Source organism: Pseudotabrizicola sp. L79, assembly GCF_036553525.1.
GTDB lineage: Bacteria > Pseudomonadota > Alphaproteobacteria > Rhodobacterales > Rhodobacteraceae > Pseudotabrizicola.
In genome coordinates this window covers 431,136-448,467 of the sequence record NZ_JAZHDA010000046.1, presented here as the reverse complement: position 1 = coordinate 448,467, position 17,332 = coordinate 431,136, and the positions used below count along the sequence as shown (strand labels likewise).

Here is a 17,332-nt window from a genome sequence, read left to right as displayed (position 1 = left end):
ACCGCCGCAAGCGTTCTTCACCCAACTGTCACGATCACTGAAAACCGGCCCCGATCTGCCGGGCCACCGCAAGACAATGTTGAGAAATTTTCCTGCACGCGCCGGTCGATTTTGCAACGAAACCAAACTATGGTCCGCACCGATGGGCGTGGGTCGGTTATTCATTGCGCCATGTCGAAAACGCACCTTCGCGTCGCCAACGGGCGATTAGAAGGGAATTGACAGCAAACGGGGGAATCAAGCGCATGGCGGAAGTGACAGTGGTCTATTGGCGCGACATTCCCGCCCAGGTGATCGTGGGCAAGGGGCGGCGCGGGGCCAAGGTGCAATTGCCCGAACGCTTTGAACAGGCGATTGACCGCTGCGCCATGAAGATCGGCGCCAAGGATGCCGATGCCTATCTGGCCGAATGGCGCAAAGCCCCCGCCTATGAGGTGGAGGGCGATCAGGATGAGGTCGCGCGCAGCGAGGCCGCCCGACTGGATGCAGAATTCGACACGGCCCGCCTGAAAGCCCTGATAGAGGCCGAAGGCTGGGCAAAAGCCTGACCGCGATGTCACTGAGGGAGACACTGATGGCACTGTTCAACTTCCGCGCCAAGGCCGCGGCCCCCGCAACCTCAGGTGGCTCGCTTGAGGCATTCCTGACCGGCTATTCGATCGAGGTGATGCCGCGCACCGCCGAAAAGGTGGATGATTTCCGCGCGCTGCTGCCCACGGGCACCCGCGTCTACATCGCCCATATCGAGGGCACGCCGATTGAAGAAATGGTCGCCACCGCCAAGCGGATCGGCGACGAAGGCTTTACCGTGATGCCGCATTTTCCGGCGCGGATCATCAAGGACAAGGCCACGCTGCAAGACTGGGTCGCGCGCTACCGCGATGTGGGTGTGCGCCAAGGGTTGCTGCTGGCGGGCGGCGTTGCCACCCCGCATGGCGACTATCACACGTCGATGCAACTGCTGGAGTCGGGGGCCTTTGACGGGTTTGACCGCCTGCATGTCGCCGGCCACCCCGAAGGCAACAAGGACATTGACGCCGACGGATCGGACAAGATGGTGATGGAGGCGGCACGCTGGAAATCGGCCTTTGCCGAGCGCACTGATGCCAAGATGGCGATGGCCACGCAATTCTGCTTTGAGGCAGGCCCGGTGATTGACTGGGTCAACCGCTTGCAGGCCGAGGGCATCAACTTGCCGGTTCACATCGGTGTGGCGGGCCCCGCCAAACTGCAAACGCTGATCAAATTCGCCATCGCCTGCGGGGTCGGCCCGTCGCTGAAGGTGTTGCAAAAGCGGGCCATGGATGTGTCCAAGCTGCTGCTGCCCTATGAGCCGACTGATTTTCTGGCTGATCTGGCTGCGCACAAGGCCGCAAATCCCGGCTTTGGCATTGAACAGGTCCACTTCTTCCCGCTGGGCGGCATCAAGACCAATGCCCAATGGGTAACCGAAAACGGCGGCGCAGCAGGCAAGCCTGCGCGTGCCGCCTGAACTTTACAAAAAGGTTGAACAATGACCCGCACCGTTCTGGAATCAAAGACAAAAACCGTAATCATCGGTTTTGACGAGCCGTTCTGCGTGATCGGTGAGCGGATCAACCCCACCGGCCGCAAGAAACTTGCAGGCGAGTTGGAGGCTGGCAATTACGAAACGGTCATCCGTGACGCGCTGGAGCAGGTCGCCTGCGGCGCCACCGTGCTGGATGTGAATTCGGGGGCTGTCTTTACCAACAAGATGGCAGAAGACCCGCGCTATGCCGACAACAACTTTGTCGAACCGCCGCTGATGAAAGCGCTGATCGAGATCATTCAGCAGACAGTGGATGTGCCCCTGTGCATCGACAGCTCGGTTCCTGCCGCGCTGGAAGCCGGCCTTGCCGCATGTGAGGGGCGCCCACTCCTGAACTCGGTCACGGGCGAGGAAGACCGTCTGGAACTGGTGCTGCCGCTGGTCAAGAAATACAACGTGCCCGTTGTGGCCATTTCAAACGACGACACCGGCATTTCGCCCGACCCGGATGTGCGCTTTGCCGTTGCCAAGAAGATTGTCGAGCGCGCCGCAGACTTTGGCATTCCCGCCCATGACATCGTGGTTGACCCGCTGGTGATGCCGGTTGGGGCCATGGCCAGCGCCGGCCAACAGGTCTTTGCCCTTGTGCGCCGTCTGCGCGATGAACTGGGGGTCAACACCACCTGCGGGGCGTCAAACATCAGCTTTGGCCTGCCAAACCGCCACGGCATCAATGGCGCCTTCCTGCCCATGGCCATGGGCGCGGGCATGACCAGCGCGATCATGAACCCCGTCCGCCAGCAGGAAATGGAGGCGATCCGCGCCGCCAACTTCCTGATGAACCACGATCCCAATGGTGGTGAGTGGATTCGCTTCGCCAAGGTGCTGGAAGCCGTCGAAGGCGGCATGTCCTTTGCCGAAGCCTCGGCCGCACAATCGCAGGCGGCCTCGGGGCGGCGCGGCGGGCGTCGGGCCCGCGGCTAACTCCACCGCTTGACCACATCTTTTCGGAACAGGCCCGCGTGATTGCGGGCCTTTCTCTTTTGGCAGTGTCCCGCTCAGGATCACTGCCGTGCAAGCTTGGGCTTGTGTTTCACCCTGGTCCGGTTTGTGATGAAGGCGAAAAAGGAGGCCGTTTCATGACCGCACCTTTAGAAGGCATTGTCGTTCTGGACCTGACCCATGTTCTGGCTGGCCCCTTTTGTTCGCATACGCTGGCCGATCTGGGGGCACGGATCATCAAGGTGGAACGGCCGGGAACGGGCGACGATACGCGCGCCTTTCCGCCCTTTGTGCAGGGCGAAAGTGCCTATTTCGCGGCGCTGAATGCGGGCAAGCAATCCATCGCGCTGGATTTGAAGTCGCCTTGTGACCGGGATGTCTTTGATCAGCTTTTGGCCACATCGGATGTGGTGCTGGAAAACTATCGCCCCGGCGTGATGGAGAAGCTGGGCTTTGGGTGGGAGGCGTTGCACGCCCGCTATCCGAAACTGATCTACGGGGCCGTGTCAGGCTTTGGCCACACCGGCCCCGAGGCAGCAAAGCCCGCCTATGACATGGTGGTGCAGGCGCGCGGCGGCGTGATGAGCATCACCGGCGAAGAAGGCGGCCCACCGGTGCGCGTGGGGGCCAGTATCGGCGACATCGTGGCAGGCATGTATCTGGCCCAAGGCGTGCTTGCGGCCCTGTTTGACAGGGCGCGCACGGGTTTGGGCCGAAAGATTGATGTGGCGATGCTGGACAGCCAGTTGGCCATTCAGGAACATGCCATTGCAATCACAGCCGCCACCGGCACAGCGCCCGGTCGCACCGGGGCCCGGCACCCCACGATCACCCCCTTTTCCACCTATCGCGCCAGCGACGGTTTCTTTGTGATCGCAGCCGGCAATGACGCCATGTTTCGCACGCTGTGTGCCGCCCTGCCCCTGCCCCTTGCCGATGATCCGCGCTTTGCCACCAATGCGGCGCGCTGCGATCATCACGCCTTGCTGAAACGGCTGATCGAGGCGGTGACACTGGGCCAGACCGTTGCCCATTGGATCAGTGTGCTAGAGAGCGCTGGCCTGCCCACGGCTTCGGTGCAGGACATGGCGCAAGTCTTGCGCGATCCGCAGATTTTGGCGCGCAACATGGTGTTGCCGGTGCAGGCCAATCCGGGGGGCCCCGTCTTTACCGCGCCCGGCAATCCGATCAAGATGTCGGGCCTGCCCGAAGCCGATCAGCGCGGCCCGGCCCCGCGTCTGGATGCCGATCGAGAGGCCATTCTGGCATGGCTTGACGGTAGCTGACAGAAAGACGCCGCGAACAGGCATTGCGCCTGCGCCTGCAAGCCCTAGAACAACAGGGCGAACAGGAGACTTCCATGGCCGATGATGCACTTGTGATCTTCACCCCTTCGGGCAAGCGGGGCCGCTTTGCCCTTGGCACCCCCGTTTTGACTGCCGCCCGGCAACTGGGCGTCGATCTTGACTCGGTCTGTGGCGGGCGTGGCATCTGCTCGAAATGCCAGATCACGCCGGGCTATGGCGAATTTTCCAAACATGGCGTGCATGTGGCCCAGGATGCGCTGACCGAATGGAACAGCGTCGAAGAACGGTATAAGTCGAAGCGCGGGATGATTGATGGCCGCCGTCTGGGCTGTCAGGCCAAGGTCATGGGCGATGTGGTGATCGACGTGCCGCCCGAAAGCCAGGTGCACAAGCAGGTCATCCGCAAATCTGCAACCGAACGCGTCATCGCGATGGACCCTGCCACACGGCTGCTGCTGGTCGAGGTGCAGGAACCCGACATGCACGAACCCACCGGCGATTTCGAACGTCTGGCCATCGCCTTGCGCGATCAATGGCAGGTCGAGGATGTAACGGCCGATCTGAACCTGATGCGCCGTCTGCAACCGGCCCTGCGCAAGGGCGACTGGAAGGTCACCGTGGCCCTGCACAAAGGCAACCACGATGACCACGCCCGCATCCTTGATATCTGGCCCGGTTTTCACGAAGGCCCGATCCTTGGCCTTGCCATCGACCTTGGGTCAACCACCATTGCGGCGCATCTGTGCGATCTGACCGATGGTCGGGTGCTGGCCTCATCGGGCCTGATGAACCCGCAGATCCGCTTTGGCGAAGATCTGATGAGCCGCGTGTCCTATGCGATGATGAATCCGGGCGGTGATGTGGAAATGACCCGCGCTGTGCGCGAGGCGATCAATGCGCTGGCGGCGTCAATCGCGACCGAGGCGAACACGCTTTCGACCGCGATCTATGAGGTGGTCTTTGTCTGTAACCCGGTGATGCACCACCTGCTGTTGGGGATCGACCCGGTGGAACTGGGACAGGCCCCCTTTGCGCTGGCCACCAGTAGCAGCCTTTCGCTCGATGCGCACGAACTGGACCTGACCCATCTGAACGCTTCGGCCCGCGTCTATGTGCTGCCCTGCATCGCGGGACATGTGGGTGCCGATTGCGCCGCCGTGGCGCTGTCGGAACAGCCCAACCAGTCGGATGACATGGTCTTGATCGTCGATGTCGGCACCAATGCCGAAATCCTTTTGGGCAACAAGACGCGTGTGCTGGCCTGTTCGTCACCCACCGGCCCTGCCTTTGAAGGTGCCCAGATCTCCAGCGGCCAGCGCGCCGCCCCCGGTGCGATTGAGCGGGTGCAGATCGACCCGGTGACGAAAGAGCCACGCTTTCGGGTGATCGGCAGTGATCTGTGGTCGGATGATCCAGAGTTCGCCAAAGCCACGGCTGCCAGCGGCATCACCGGCATTTGCGGGTCGGGCATCATTGAGGCCGTGGCCGAAATGCGTATGGCTGGGCTGGTTGATCCGGGTGGGCTGATCGGCAGCGCCGAACAGACAGGCACCCCGCGCTGCCTGCCCGAAGGCCGCACCCACAGCTATATGCTGCATGATGGCAGCGCCGACGGCGGGCCACGCATTCTGGTCACCCAAGGCGACATTCGCGCCATCCAGCTGGCGAAATCGGCGCTGTATGCCGGCGCACGGCTGCTGATGGATGAAATGGGTGTGGAAAAGGTTGACCGGGTGACGCTGGCCGGGGCCTTTGGCGCCCATATCAGCCCCAAACACGCGATGGTTCTGGGCATGATCCCGGATGCGCCGCTGGACCATGTCACCAGTGCCGGCAATGCGGCGGGCACTGGGGCGCGCATCGCCCTGTGCAATGTGGCTGCGCGCAATCAGATTGAAGCGACGGTGCATCAGATTCACAAGGTTGAAACCGCCATCGAACCCCGCTTTCAAGAGCATTTCGTAAATGCCAACGCCATTCCCCATGCCGTTGACACCTTTCCCGAACTTTCTGCGATCGTGACACTGCCGCATGTGTCGTTCAACGCAGGTGGCAGTGGCGGTGAAGGGGGGCGGCGGCGGCGGCGGGGCTGACTTGCCAAGTCAGGGGGCATGGCCTAGCTTGCCCGCGATGGATGATCCCATAGCCCCCCTTATCCAACGCTGTGCCGCACAGGACCGTGCGGCCTTTGCGCAGCTTTATGCCCAGACGGCTGCGAAACTTCTGGGGGTATCCTTGCGTATCCTTGGCAATCGCGCCGAAGCGGAGGATGCGTTGCAAGAGGTTTACACCAGGGTTTGGGTCAAGGCAGGGCGATATGACCCTGCCAAGGGTGCCGGGATGACCTGGCTGATCGCCCTTGCCCGCAACCATGCGATTGACCGTCTGCGCAGCCGCAAGCCCGAGCAATCCGACGATCAGGCCGCCGAAAGGGTGGCAGACACCAGCCCGCGCGCCGAAACCCGGCTGGTGGCGATGGGCGAGGCGCGCCGCGTTGCCTTGTGTTTTGATGCACTAGAGCCGGACCGTGCCGCTGCGGTGCGCGGGGCGTATCTTGATGGGCAATCGTATCAGGATCTGGCCGAACGGTTTGCCGTGCCGCTGAACACCATGCGCACATGGCTTCGCCGTAGCCTTTTGAAACTGAAGGAGTGTCTGGACCAATGACAGACGACACACCTTTGACCCCGACCGAAGAACTGGATGCGTTGGCTGGCGAATATGTCTTGGGCGTGCTGGCGTTGCCCGAACGCCTGGCCGCCGAGGCGCGGATCAAGCGTGACCCTGCCTTTGCCGCTGCCGTGGCGCGGTGGGAAGCCCGCTTTGACGGGCTGAACGACGGCTTCGCACCGGTTACACCGCCTGCGCATCTGCTGGGCCAGATCGAGGCACGGCTGTTCCCGCCCGCCCCCAGGCCGCAGCGTCGCTGGCTGGGCTGGGCGTTTGGCGGCCTGGCGGCGGCGGCCCTGGGGCTGGCGGTGGTTCTGTTCGCCCCGCCTGCCACCGATACAATCGTGGCCGAACTGGGCAGCACGGAAACCGGCCTTGCCTATGAGGCCCGTCATGACGGCCAGATGCTGCGCATCACCCGCATTGCCGGCACCGGCCCCGCTGCGGGCCAAGACCATGAATTGTGGATCATCGCCCCCAATGCGGCCCCGGTGTCGCTGGGTCTTTTGGGCGATCAGGCTTTGCAGGTGGAATACCCGGCCCCCCCGGCAGGCTGGGTGCTGGCGGTGTCGGTTGAACCCGCGGGCGGGTCGCCGACCGGGGCACCGACAGGCCCTGTCATCCTGACCGCCGAAATCGGCGCATAATTTTTTTCGCCTCGCTGCAACTTGCTGCGAAACGGTCTCGTAACTCTCCCTGAAGGCAGGATGATCCTGCCCGAACAGAAGAATGGGAGATCACTGATGAAATTCGCTCTTGCAGCTTCGATCCTTGCGCTGACCACCGGCTTTGCCATGGCCGAGGGCCATGCCAACCCTGACGTGGGTGGCGCGCCGATGTTCATGGACAAGAACATCATCGAAAACGCCGTGAACTCGGCCGATCATACCACGCTGGTTGCCGCCGTTCAGGCCGCCGGTCTGGTGGAAACCCTGTCGGGCGAAGGCCCGTTCACTGTCTTTGCCCCCACGAATGACGCCTTTGCCAAGCTGCCCGCAGGCACGGTGGAAACCCTGCTGATGCCGGAAAACAAGGATCAGCTGACCAAGATCCTGACTTGCCATGTCGTCGCTGCCAATGCCCTGTCGGATGCGATCATGAAGATGGTGGATGATGACAAGGGCGCGCATCCGGTGACCACGGTGGGCGGCTGTGAATTCACGGCGATGTATGAAGGCGACAAGATCATGATCAAGGATGGTCAGGGCAATATCGCCAATGTCACCATTGCCGATGTCAAGCAATCGAACGGCGTGATCCATGTGATCGACACGGTTCTGCTGCCGGCTATGTAAGGCCCATGGCATCCCCAACCGGCAGCGTTTGTGCCGCCGGTTCGGGGAATGGGTTGGTCGCGGTGCCATTTCGTCCCCAGCGGCCTGTCACACCAACCCGCTCTCCCCTCGGCCCCAAGGGTCGGGGGGATTTTCATTTTCCTCAAGCCGTGATGTTGTGCGGCCCATGCGCCAGATCCTGTTCCTGCTTTCTTCCTCGCGGCCCGATGGCAACAGCGCCCGGCTGGCGCGCCGTGCCGCGCCTGCGGGGGCCGCTTGCCACTGGCTTGATCTGGCCACTTTGGGCCTGCCCCCCTTTCACGACACCCGCCCGGCCCCGCCACCCCCACTTGCGCCTGTCGTGGCGGGGGTGCTGGCCCAAATGCGGTCGGCTGATGATCTGGTCTTTGTGGCCCCTGTCTATTGGTATGCCCTGCCCGCCCCGGCAAAACTGTTGCTGGATCACTGGTCAGGCTGGCTGGATGACCCGGATCTGGGGTTTGCGGCCATGATGGCGGGCAAGCGGTTGTGGCTGATCACCACCCGCGCTGACCCCGACCCCGACGTGCCCGCCCCGGTCGAGGCGACGATGGCCCGCACGGCGCTTTGGCTGAAGATGCCGTGGTGTGGGGCGCTGCATGGGGTGGCCGATGCACCGGGCGACATCACCCGCGACACAGCGACCTGGGCGCAGGCTGCGGAATTCCTTACCCTGCGTCAATGAGTCCTGACTTGCCAGATGGGTGCGCCCTGCCTAGCCTGTTTGCAATTCGCAACAACAGGAATTGCCATGTCAGTTTACAAAGCACTGCATGCCTTCCCCCTTACGCTGGCCCTGCTGGCAGGCCCGGCTTTGGCCCAGGGGAAGTCGATCATCGTCCTTGACGGCTCGGGCTCGATGTGGGGCCAGATCGAGGGGCGGCCGAAGCTGGAGATTGCGCGCGAGGCGTTGGATCAGGTGTTGCAGGGCCTGCCCGCAGAGACCGAATTGGGGCTGATGGCCTATGGCCACCGCGAAAAAGGGTCGTGCGACGACATTCAGATGATCGTGCCCCCGGCCGCAGGCACTGCTGGCGCCATTTCTGACGCGGCCAAGGCCATGTCGTTTCTGGGCAAAACCCCACTTTCCGAAGCGGTGCGCCGGGCAGCAACCGAACTGCGCTCGACCGAGGAAAAGGCGACCGTCATCCTGATCACCGATGGGATCGAGACTTGTAATGCCGACCCTTGTGCCCTTGGCCTGGAACTGGAAGCGGCAGGGGTTGATTTCACGGCCCATGTGGTTGGCTTTGGCCTGACCAAGGAAGAAGGCCAGCAAGTCGCCTGTCTGGCCGAAAACACTGGTGGCAAGTATATTGAGGCCAGCAACGCCCCCGCTTTGGTCGAGGCCTTGCAGACCACCGTGGCCGCAGCCGAACCAGAGCCAGAACCCAGCCCCCCACCGGCGCCGCCCGCCCCGGCCGCGGTTGAATTCAATCTGGCCCCTGTGGTGCGCCTTGCCGCCGATGCGCCCGCCGAACCTGTTGATTTTCCAGCATCAGTCGAACTTTACGCCATAAATTCCGATGGCAGCCGTGGCGAAGGTATCTACCAGCAATATGGCCTGCACCCGATGCAGATAGAGCCTGGAACCTATCTGCTGGTGATCGACAGGGATGAAGCCGAACTGGAAACCAAGATCACCCTCAGCGCCGAGGCCACGGCCCAGCCCGATCTGGTGCTGAATGCCGGCTATCTGAACCTGCGCCCCGTCACCGAAGCAGGCGGGGACGTGGTGGGCAATGCCGGCGTCACTCTGCGCCGCGACGGGGCCGAGATCTTTCACTACGGTCTTGATACCCGCTTGTTGCCCGCCGGCAGCTATGACTACAGCGTCGAGATCGGCAAAGGCACAGTCGCAGGCACCATCATGGTCGAGGCTGGCAAGACCGTCACACAAGATGCCATCGTTTCGGTGGGGGTGGCGGTGATCGACACCTATTACACCGCAGATATGATCATGGATAACAGCGGCCAGTGGATTGAGGTTTTTGAAGCCAAAACCGCACTTGACGGCAGCCGAACGTCGGTTGCAGGCGGATATGGGGCCGCGCAGGATTTTACCCTGCCCCCCGGCGATTATCTGGCCTATGCCAAAAAGGATGAGGCCGAGGCCGAGCTGGCCTTTAGCGTAAAACCCAATGAACGGGTCGCCATCGCCGTCGTTCTGAATGCAGGTGTGCTGGCGGTAGAGGCACCGGGGGCACGCTCGATTGAGGTGTTCCAGGCCAAAAAAGCCATCGACGGGACGCGCAAATCGCTGCGCTTTGAATATGGCGAGTCGATGAACCTGGTGTTTCCGCCCGGCGATTACATCGTGGTCACGGAACGCGATGAGGTGAAGGCCGAAACCCCGGCCAGCGTCGCCGCCGGCGAAAGGACAGAGATTACAGTGGCCGCGCCCTGACAACCGCCGGGCGCAAAGATCAAAGGTGGGGCCCCTACTTGACGACGGCCCCGCCTTCGCTTAACTCATCCTCGACGCGGGTGTAGCTCAATGGTAGAGCCGCAGCTTCCCAAGCTGATGACGAGGGTTCGATTCCCTTCACCCGCTCCATCCTTTCTTTGGGGGTCGGTCATGCGCAGAACCATCTTGTCCCTGACCCTGTCGGTCTGTGCCGCCCCGGGCCTTGCCCAGTCTTATCCCTTTAACGGCACATGGGATTGCGGCGTTGCCGTGTTCAGCTTTTCGGATGAGATTTATAACAACGGCTCTGAAAACATGGTGATCACCGATATCGCCGCTGAAGGCGATGGCTATGTCTTGACGTTTGAAGACGATTACCAGCTTTCGGTTTCAAAGAACGCAGACGGCACGCTGGCATGGTTTTCCCCGGTTTCTGGCGACAGCTTCACCTGCACGGCCGTCAACTGACCCCTTTTCTTTGGGCGCGGCCAAGGCTAGGCAAGCGCCATCCAAAGCAAGGGGATTTTCCATGAACAACGATATCACCCGCATCGGCACCGGCGCCCGGATGAGCGAAGGCGTCTGCTATAACGGCATCATCTGGCTGGCTGGCCAAGTGGGCAACCCCGGCGAGTCGGTGGCCGAACAGACCCGCACCTGTCTGGCCGAAGTTGATCGCATTCTGGCCGCAGCGGGCACCGATAAGACGCGCATCCTCTCGACCCAGATCTGGCTGGCCGACATGGCCGATTTCGCCGAGATGAACGCCGTCTGGGATGCCTGGGTGCCCCAAGGCCACACCCCGGCCCGCGCAACGGGCGAGGCCAAGCTGGCAACGCCAGACTACCGCGTTGAAGTGATCGTGACGGCGGCGCTGAAATAAGACCACCCATCAGACGGCAAGACCGGCCTTTGGGGCCGGTCTTGTCAATTTCGGGATCGGGCGATTTACCCCCTGAACCATTCAGCCAGTTGCGCGGTTGATCCGTCCTTGCCCTCCAGCCCGGCCTTGCCCTCAAGCACCGGTTGCAGGGCCAGCGCCAGTTCCTTGCCCAATTCCACGCCCCATTGGTCATAGGAATTGATGCCCAGGATCACGCCTTCGACAAAGACCCGATGTTCGTAAAGCGCGATGATCTGGCCCAGAACGAAGGGCGTCAGCTTGGGATAGGCCAGTGTGGTCGAGGGCCGGTTGCCCGGAAAGACGCGGTGGCGGGCTTGACGCTCCAGCTCATCGCCCGTCAGGCCCTTTTTGGCCATGATCGCCGTTGCCTCGGCCAGAGTGCGGCCCCGCAGCAGGGCCTCGGACTGGGCAAGGCAGTTTGACACCAACAGCAAGTGCTGATGGGCCAGATCAGGTTCATGCCCCTGCCGCGCCAGCAGGAATTCGCAAGGCACCACCCGCGTGCCCTGATGGATCAACTGGTAAAAGGCGTGCTGGCCGTTGGTGCCCGGCTCTCCCCAGACCACCGGGCCCGAGTGATAGGGCAGATCGCTGCCGTCCATCGCCACGCGCTTGCCGTTGCTCTCCATTTCCAGCTGTTGCAGATAGGCGGGCAGCCGCGACAGGCGCTGGTCATAGGGCAAAACGGCGCGGGTGGCATAACCGCAGATCTGATTGTGCCAGATGCCAACAAGCGCCAGCAGAACCGGCAGGTTGTCGATCATCTCGGCCTGACGGAAATGGGCGTCCATCGCCGCCCCACCCCGCAGGAATTCGGCGAAATCATCGGGGCCGATGGCCAGCATCAGTGACAGACCGATCGGGCCCCACATCGAATAGCGCCCGCCAACCCAGTCTTCAAAGCCAAAAACGCGGGCCGCGTCGATGCCAAAATCCGCCGTCTTGTCGGCCGCGGTGCTGACAGCGGCGAATTGGCTGGCCGGATGCGCCACTTTGGCCGCCATCCAGGCCCGCGCGGTTTGGGCATTCGTCATCGTCTCGATGGTGGTAAAGGTTTTGGAGGCCACGATGATCAGCGTGGTTTCAGGGTTCAAACCCTGCAAAACGTCTGCGATATGCGCGCCATCAATATTCGACACGAAATGCGCGCGCGGCCCGTCGGCATAGGGCGACAGCGCAATGCAGGCCATCACCGGGCCAAGGTCAGACCCGCCGATGCCAATATTGACCACATCGGTGATCTTGCCGCCCTGCCCCACAAAGCGGCCTTCGCGCACATCACGGGCAAAGCCTTGCATTCGGGCATAGGTGGCGCGCACCTCGGGCATCACGTCCTTGCCATCTACCAGAACGGGGGTATCGAGGTTGCGCAACGCAGTGTGCAAAACCGCGCGGCCTTCGGTTTCGTTGATCTTTGCCCCCGAAAACAGGGCAGCGCGCTTTTCCGCCAGGCCAGAGGCCTTGGCCAAGGCCAGCAACAGATCACGGCCATGGGCGTCGATATTCGTCTTGGAATAATCGAACAACATGCCATCGGCCTGCGCCGAAAAGCCGGTGGCGCGGGTTTCATCCTTGAACAGGTCAAGAATGCGCCGCGCTTGCACGGCGGCGTGGTGGTCTTTCAAGGCAGCCCATTGCTGTTGCATATCACTCGGCCCAATGAACGGTTGCATGATCCAGCACCACGCGCACGGGTGCCTCGGACGGGGAAAGGTTGGCTGCACGCTCTAGCGCGGCGCGCTTTTCAGCGCCACGGATCACGATATGCGTGCAGAATGCCGCTTTCAGATGGGGCGCTGTCAGGGTGATGCGCGGCTCTCCGGCGGCATCAGCGCGCAGCGCCATCAGAACCGGGGCATCGGCGGCAAGGGCCTGATCCAGCTTGTCGGCGCCGGGAAACAGGCTGGCGGTGTGCATATCCGCGCCCATCCCCAGCAGCAAAACCGAAATCGGCAGATGCGGCTTCAGCCCGTCAGACAGGGCCTGCAACTGATCTTCGGGCTGATCGGCGGGCGCATAAAGCGGCACCAGCTGCGCCGCCGCCGCCTTGCCCCGGATCAGCCGTTCGCGCAACAGGCGGGTGTTCGAGCGCGGGCTGGTTTCGGGCACCCAGCGTTCGTCATTCAGAAACACCGCCACATTGGCCCAATCCAGATCAACGCCTGAGAGCGTATCAAAGATCGGCCCCGGCGTTGTGCCACCGGGAACGCACAGCGAAGCCTTGCCATTGCGGCGCAGAAAATCGGCCAGTTCACTGGCGATCTGATCGGCCAGAGACAGAAACATCAGATCGGCATCTGGATAAGACTTGAACTCCATCAGCGAATATCCCTCCATCGACGGCCATCGCGATGCATCAGCATCAATGCGTCTTCGGGCCCGGACGAACCGGAATCATACCCCTGCGGTTTGTCGCCCCGCGATTCCCACCCGGCGATGATCGGATCGGTCCAGGCCCAGGCGGCCTCGACTTCGTCGCCACGCATGAACAGCGTTTGATTGCCGCGGATCACATCCATGATCAGCCGTTCATAGGCATCGGGCACATCCTCGGCCTCGGGGCCCAAGGCATCGGCAAAGGTCATGTCCAGCGGCACCTGGGTCAGGCGCATGCCACCGGGACCGGGCTCTTTGATCATGACCATCATGTTCATGCCTTCATCCGGTTGCAGCCGAATGACCAGAACATTTTCGCGCCAGCCTGTCGCATCGTCAAAGATCGAATGGGGGGGTTCGCGGAAGGTGATGGCGATTTCGCTGGCCCGCGCACGCAGCCGCTTGCCGGTGCGCAAATAGAATGGCGTGCCCTTCCAGCGCCAGTTCGAGATATGGGCCTTTAGCGCCACATAGCTTTCGGTGCGGCTTTGCGGGTTTTCGCTGTGTTCGACATAGCCCCCCTGCCCGTTTCCGGCCAGATACTGCCCCCGCACGATGTCTTGCGGCAAAACCGGGTCCAGCGCGCGGATCACTTTCAGCTTTTCATCGCGCACGGCATCGGGGTCAAAGTGGTAGGGCGGTTCCATCGCGATCAGGCACAACAGCTGCATCATATGGTTTTGCACCATATCCCGCATCGCGCCCGATTTGTCGTAATAGGCCCCGCGCCCTTCAACCCCTACGGTTTCGGCCACGGTGATCTGCACATGGTCGATATATTCCGACTTCCACAACGGTTCGAACAAGATGTTGGCAAAGCGCACAGCCATCAGGTTCTGCACCGTTTCCTTGCCCAGATAGTGGTCGATCCGGTAGATCTGGCTTTCATGGAAATGCTGGGCCAATGTCGCATTCAACGCCTTGGCCGATGCCAGATCGCGACCAAAGGGTTTTTCCACCACAATCCGGGCATTGTCATCGGCAATGCCAAACTGCTTTAGGCGCAGGGCAATATCGCCAAACAGGCTGGGCGCGACCGAGAAGTAAAAGGCACAAACCACATCGCGGCGCATCAGCGCCTTCAGCTCGCCCCAGCCGCCATCGCCCTTGGCATCGATCGCCACATACCGCAGCCGCGCCAAAAAGCCGGCAATCGCCTCGGCATCTTGCCGTTCGGCCGGAACGAATTCGGCGATTGCCTCGGCAATCATCGCGCGGAAATCATCATCGCTCAGCTCGCCCCGCGCGGCACCGATGATCCGGCATTCTGCCGTCATCTGCCCGGCCAGAAAGCGGCGATATAGGCCCGGAAGGATTTTGCGACGGGCCAGATCACCCGTTCCCCCAAAAACCACAAGGTCGAAATCTTCGACCGGAATGACACGCGAAACCATGGCTTGTCCTTCATTACAGGGCGCCGTTAGCGCTAACGCACGTCTTCTAACCCTGTCGCAATCCGAAGTCTAGCACTGCCTTGGCACGCATTGAAGCCTTGGCCTAGCCTTCCTCAAGAATATCCCAACGCACCCGGATCAACCCCGGTTCGGCGGCAAGGCGATGGACAGCCTGTTCCAGCAGACTGTCGGGCTGACCCTCGGCTGTGACGGTTACCAACAGATCAAGCCCATCCCCCGTTTCCGCAGCCCGGGCCGATATTTCGGAAATATGCAGCCCGCCAATGGCCAGGGTGCGCAGAATAAGACTGCGCAAGTCACCTTCGGCACGGGCATGGCCGGTAACAATCACCCGCCACGACCGCGCTAGGGGCATGCCTGCCTTGGTCTTGCGCTTGATCCAACGCACGACCGGCCGCAGGCCCAGATTGATGAACATCACCATCCCGGTCAGCAGCAGGGCATAGGGCCAATGCCCCGATCCGGCCATCATCCCCACCCCAGCCGAACACCACAAGGTTGCAGCAGTGTTCAGGCCGTGAATGTTGAACCCATCGCGAAAAATGATGCCCGCGCCCAGAAACCCGATCCCCGAAACGATTTGCGCAGCAACCCGCGTCGGGCTGACCTCGGCCGGGTAAAGGCTTGAAAACACGACAAAGCTGGCCGCACCCAAAGCCACCAGCGCATTTGTCCTCAGGCCCGCCATACGCTGGCGCACCTGACGCTCTGATCCGATCAGGGCGCCACAGACCAAGGCCACCATCAGATTGACCGCCGCCAGTTCAAGTCCCGCAAACATCTGCATCCCCAGCTTTTTCGCTAGGCTAGCGGGGCCTTGCCTGTTCGCAAAGCCTCTTTACCGATCTGCCGTGTTGTGGCCGGCATTCAGGCATCCAGTTCGGCATCCCAATACAGGTAATCCATCCAGCTTTCATGCAGGAAATTCGGCGGAAACTTGCGGCCATGGGCCTGCATTTCCTCGGCCGATGGCTGCCGGGGGGGGCGGCGCAACTGCATGCCGACCTGCCGCAAGGTTTTCGATCCTTTGCGCAAATTGCATGGGCTGCAGGCGGCCACCACATTTTGCCAACTGGTCACACCGCCACGGGCGCGCGGCACGACGTGGTCAAACGTCAGATCGCCACGCGCGCCGCAATATTGGCAACAAAACTCATCCCGCAAGAAAAGATTAAAGCGCGTGAAGGCCACGCGCTTTTGGGGTCTTACAAATTCTTTCAGCACCACAACCGAAGGTATCCGAAACACGGCTCTCTGGCTTCGGACGGTTTCGTCATATTCGGCGACGATCTGCACCCTGTCCAACACGGCGGCCTTGATTGCCTCTTGCCAGGGCCACAGGCTCAGTGGGTAATAGCTTAGCGGGCGATAATCGGCATTCAGCACCAAAGACGGAAAATGCTTGAGTGCCGCCGGATCGCGCACAAAGTTCGTTCTGAAATCGCCGTCCATCTGGTTCAAGGACTCCCACCCCACCCCGTTGCCTGCGGCACCAAGGCGGGCAGAGCCGCCCTGATCACTTGGACTATATCTGGCGTTTGCAGCCTGACAAGCCCCCTACGACCTGTGGCATATCATCCCGGTGCCATGGCGCAGTGGTTGCACAGGAAAGTGACACAGGTGTGAAAGTCAGACGCGTTACGCCGCGCGGCGGCGCCAGCGGCGGGCATGCTGTTCCGCCGGTTGGATCAGCGCGTAATCGATCACCAGCATGATCGCGACAAAGGTAAAGGCATAAGCCATCACCCCCGGAATATCGAACAGCTGGAACTTGAGGTGGATCTGAAAGCCAACCCCGGTCGAACGGCCCAGAAACTCGACCACCAGAACGATCTTCCAGATCACCGCAAGGCCATTGCGCGCCGCTGCCGCCAGATAGGGGGCCAATTGCGGCACCATCAGATGAAAGAACCGGTCGCGCCGCGACAGACGAAACACAGCCGCCATTTCATCCAGCTTGGGGTCCATCACCCGCGCGCCTTCGCGCACCGTCACCAGAACCATCGCGGCCTTGTTCAGCGTGACCGCAGTGATGGCCGCCACCTCGTTCAGGCCGATCCACAGATAACACAGCACGATCACCACCAGCGCCGGAATGTTCAGAAACACCACAACCCAAGGATCGGCCCAGCGGTCCAACCCGCGCGACCGCCCCAGCACCGCCCCCAGGGCCCCGCCGATGATCATGGCCAGCGTAAAGGCCACCGCCACCCGCGCCAGCGTGGCCGACACATGCAACCACAGCGCGCCCTTGGCCGCCTCGGCCCAGATCGCCTGCGCCACCTGCACCGGGCCCGGCAGAATACGCGGATCAGCCCGCAACTCGGACAAGACGGCCCAAAACACGATGAACCCCGCCAAAGACAGCGCAGAGATCATCGGATTGCGGTCAGTCTTGCGAACAGAGGACGGAATGGCCATGCGCGCA

The 17,332-nt window shown here is 61.9% G+C and carries 18 protein-coding genes and 1 tRNA gene; 13 read left to right on the top strand and 6 right to left on the bottom strand.

Features of this window, described 5'->3' with window-relative positions:
• The first annotated feature begins 245 nt into the window (after positions 1 to 245).
• The 13 genes from V3C85_RS10540 to V3C85_RS10480 all read left to right on the top strand — a co-directional run bounded on the left by V3C85_RS10540 (position 246) and on the right by V3C85_RS10480 (position 11,092).
• Positions 246 to 548: a virulence factor gene (locus V3C85_RS10540; RefSeq protein ID WP_331795037.1), complete on the top strand. Its 303-nt coding sequence runs from the start codon at positions 246 to 248 to the stop codon at positions 546 to 548.
• Positions 549 to 574: 26 nt separating this feature from the next.
• Positions 575 to 1,492, top strand: coding sequence for a methylenetetrahydrofolate reductase (locus tag V3C85_RS10535; protein ID WP_331795036.1), 918 nt, complete (start codon positions 575 to 577; stop codon positions 1,490 to 1,492).
• 21 nt (positions 1,493 to 1,513) lie between these two features.
• Positions 1,514 to 2,494 carry a methyltetrahydrofolate cobalamin methyltransferase gene (locus V3C85_RS10530; RefSeq protein ID WP_331795035.1) on the top strand — a complete coding sequence of 327 codons (981 nt, stop codon included), beginning with the start codon at positions 1,514 to 1,516 and terminating at the stop codon, positions 2,492 to 2,494.
• 155 nt (positions 2,495 to 2,649) lie between these two features.
• On the top strand, positions 2,650 to 3,798 hold the full coding sequence (locus V3C85_RS10525; RefSeq protein WP_331795034.1) for a CaiB/BaiF CoA transferase family protein: 1,149 nt from the start codon (positions 2,650 to 2,652) through the stop codon (positions 3,796 to 3,798).
• Between the two features lie 74 nt (positions 3,799 to 3,872).
• A complete protein-coding gene (locus tag V3C85_RS10520; RefSeq protein WP_331795033.1) occupies positions 3,873 to 5,912 on the top strand; it encodes an ASKHA domain-containing protein in 2,040 nt (679 codons plus the stop codon).
• Positions 5,913 to 5,949: 37 nt separating this feature from the next.
• Positions 5,950 to 6,486 (top strand): sigma-70 family RNA polymerase sigma factor, encoded by a 537-nt coding sequence (locus tag V3C85_RS10515; RefSeq protein ID WP_331795032.1) that lies wholly within the window; start codon positions 5,950 to 5,952, stop codon positions 6,484 to 6,486.
• Complete coding sequence (locus V3C85_RS10510) at positions 6,483 to 7,136, top strand: anti-sigma factor (RefSeq protein WP_331795031.1); 654 nt, start codon at positions 6,483 to 6,485, stop codon at positions 7,134 to 7,136. Before V3C85_RS10515 ends, V3C85_RS10510 begins: the two co-directional genes overlap by 4 nt.
• A 96-nt stretch (positions 7,137 to 7,232) precedes the next feature.
• Positions 7,233 to 7,784, top strand: coding sequence for a fasciclin domain-containing protein (locus V3C85_RS10505; RefSeq protein WP_331795030.1), 552 nt, complete (start codon positions 7,233 to 7,235; stop codon positions 7,782 to 7,784).
• 166 nt (positions 7,785 to 7,950) lie between these two features.
• Positions 7,951 to 8,487: a flavodoxin family protein gene (locus V3C85_RS10500; protein WP_331795029.1), complete on the top strand. Its 537-nt coding sequence runs from the start codon at positions 7,951 to 7,953 to the stop codon at positions 8,485 to 8,487.
• A 66-nt stretch (positions 8,488 to 8,553) separates the two neighbouring features.
• The gene (locus V3C85_RS10495; RefSeq protein ID WP_331795028.1) at positions 8,554 to 10,209 is read left to right on the top strand and encodes a vWA domain-containing protein; all 1,656 of its coding nucleotides are present in this window, start codon (positions 8,554 to 8,556) and stop codon (positions 10,207 to 10,209) included.
• Positions 10,210 to 10,285: 76 nt separating this feature from the next.
• Positions 10,286 to 10,359 (top strand) — tRNA-Gly (locus V3C85_RS10490).
• A 21-nt stretch (positions 10,360 to 10,380) separates the two neighbouring features.
• Complete coding sequence (locus tag V3C85_RS10485) at positions 10,381 to 10,677, top strand: hypothetical protein (protein WP_331795027.1); 297 nt, start codon at positions 10,381 to 10,383, stop codon at positions 10,675 to 10,677.
• A 61-nt stretch (positions 10,678 to 10,738) separates the two neighbouring features.
• Positions 10,739 to 11,092: a RidA family protein gene (locus V3C85_RS10480; RefSeq protein ID WP_331795026.1), complete on the top strand. Its 354-nt coding sequence runs from the start codon at positions 10,739 to 10,741 to the stop codon at positions 11,090 to 11,092.
• Between the two features lie 65 nt (positions 11,093 to 11,157).
• On the opposite strand, the gene pgi is transcribed toward V3C85_RS10480, so the two are convergent.
• The 6 genes from pgi to V3C85_RS10450 form a co-directional block, all read right to left on the bottom strand.
• On the bottom strand, positions 11,158 to 12,759 hold the full coding sequence (gene pgi, locus V3C85_RS10475) for a glucose-6-phosphate isomerase (protein WP_331795282.1): 1,602 nt from the start codon (positions 12,757 to 12,759) through the stop codon (positions 11,158 to 11,160).
• A gap of 1 nt (position 12,760) precedes the next feature.
• Positions 12,761 to 13,432 carry a 6-phosphogluconolactonase gene (gene pgl / locus V3C85_RS10470; protein WP_331795025.1) on the bottom strand — a complete coding sequence of 224 codons (672 nt, stop codon included), beginning with the start codon at positions 13,430 to 13,432 and terminating at the stop codon, positions 12,761 to 12,763.
• Positions 13,432 to 14,883: a glucose-6-phosphate dehydrogenase gene (gene zwf / locus V3C85_RS10465; RefSeq protein WP_331795024.1), complete on the bottom strand. Its 1,452-nt coding sequence runs from the start codon at positions 14,881 to 14,883 to the stop codon at positions 13,432 to 13,434. Before zwf ends, pgl begins: the two co-directional genes overlap by 1 nt.
• Positions 14,884 to 14,986: 103 nt before the next feature.
• Complete coding sequence (locus V3C85_RS10460) at positions 14,987 to 15,685, bottom strand: MgtC/SapB family protein (RefSeq protein WP_331795023.1); 699 nt, start codon at positions 15,683 to 15,685, stop codon at positions 14,987 to 14,989.
• An 86-nt stretch (positions 15,686 to 15,771) separates the two neighbouring features.
• On the bottom strand, positions 15,772 to 16,356 hold the full coding sequence (locus V3C85_RS10455) for an HNH endonuclease (protein WP_331795281.1): 585 nt from the start codon (positions 16,354 to 16,356) through the stop codon (positions 15,772 to 15,774).
• A 186-nt stretch (positions 16,357 to 16,542) separates the two neighbouring features.
• Complete coding sequence (locus V3C85_RS10450; RefSeq protein WP_331795022.1) at positions 16,543 to 17,325, bottom strand: ABC transporter permease; 783 nt, start codon at positions 17,323 to 17,325, stop codon at positions 16,543 to 16,545.
• Positions 17,326 to 17,332: the final 7 nt, after the last annotated feature.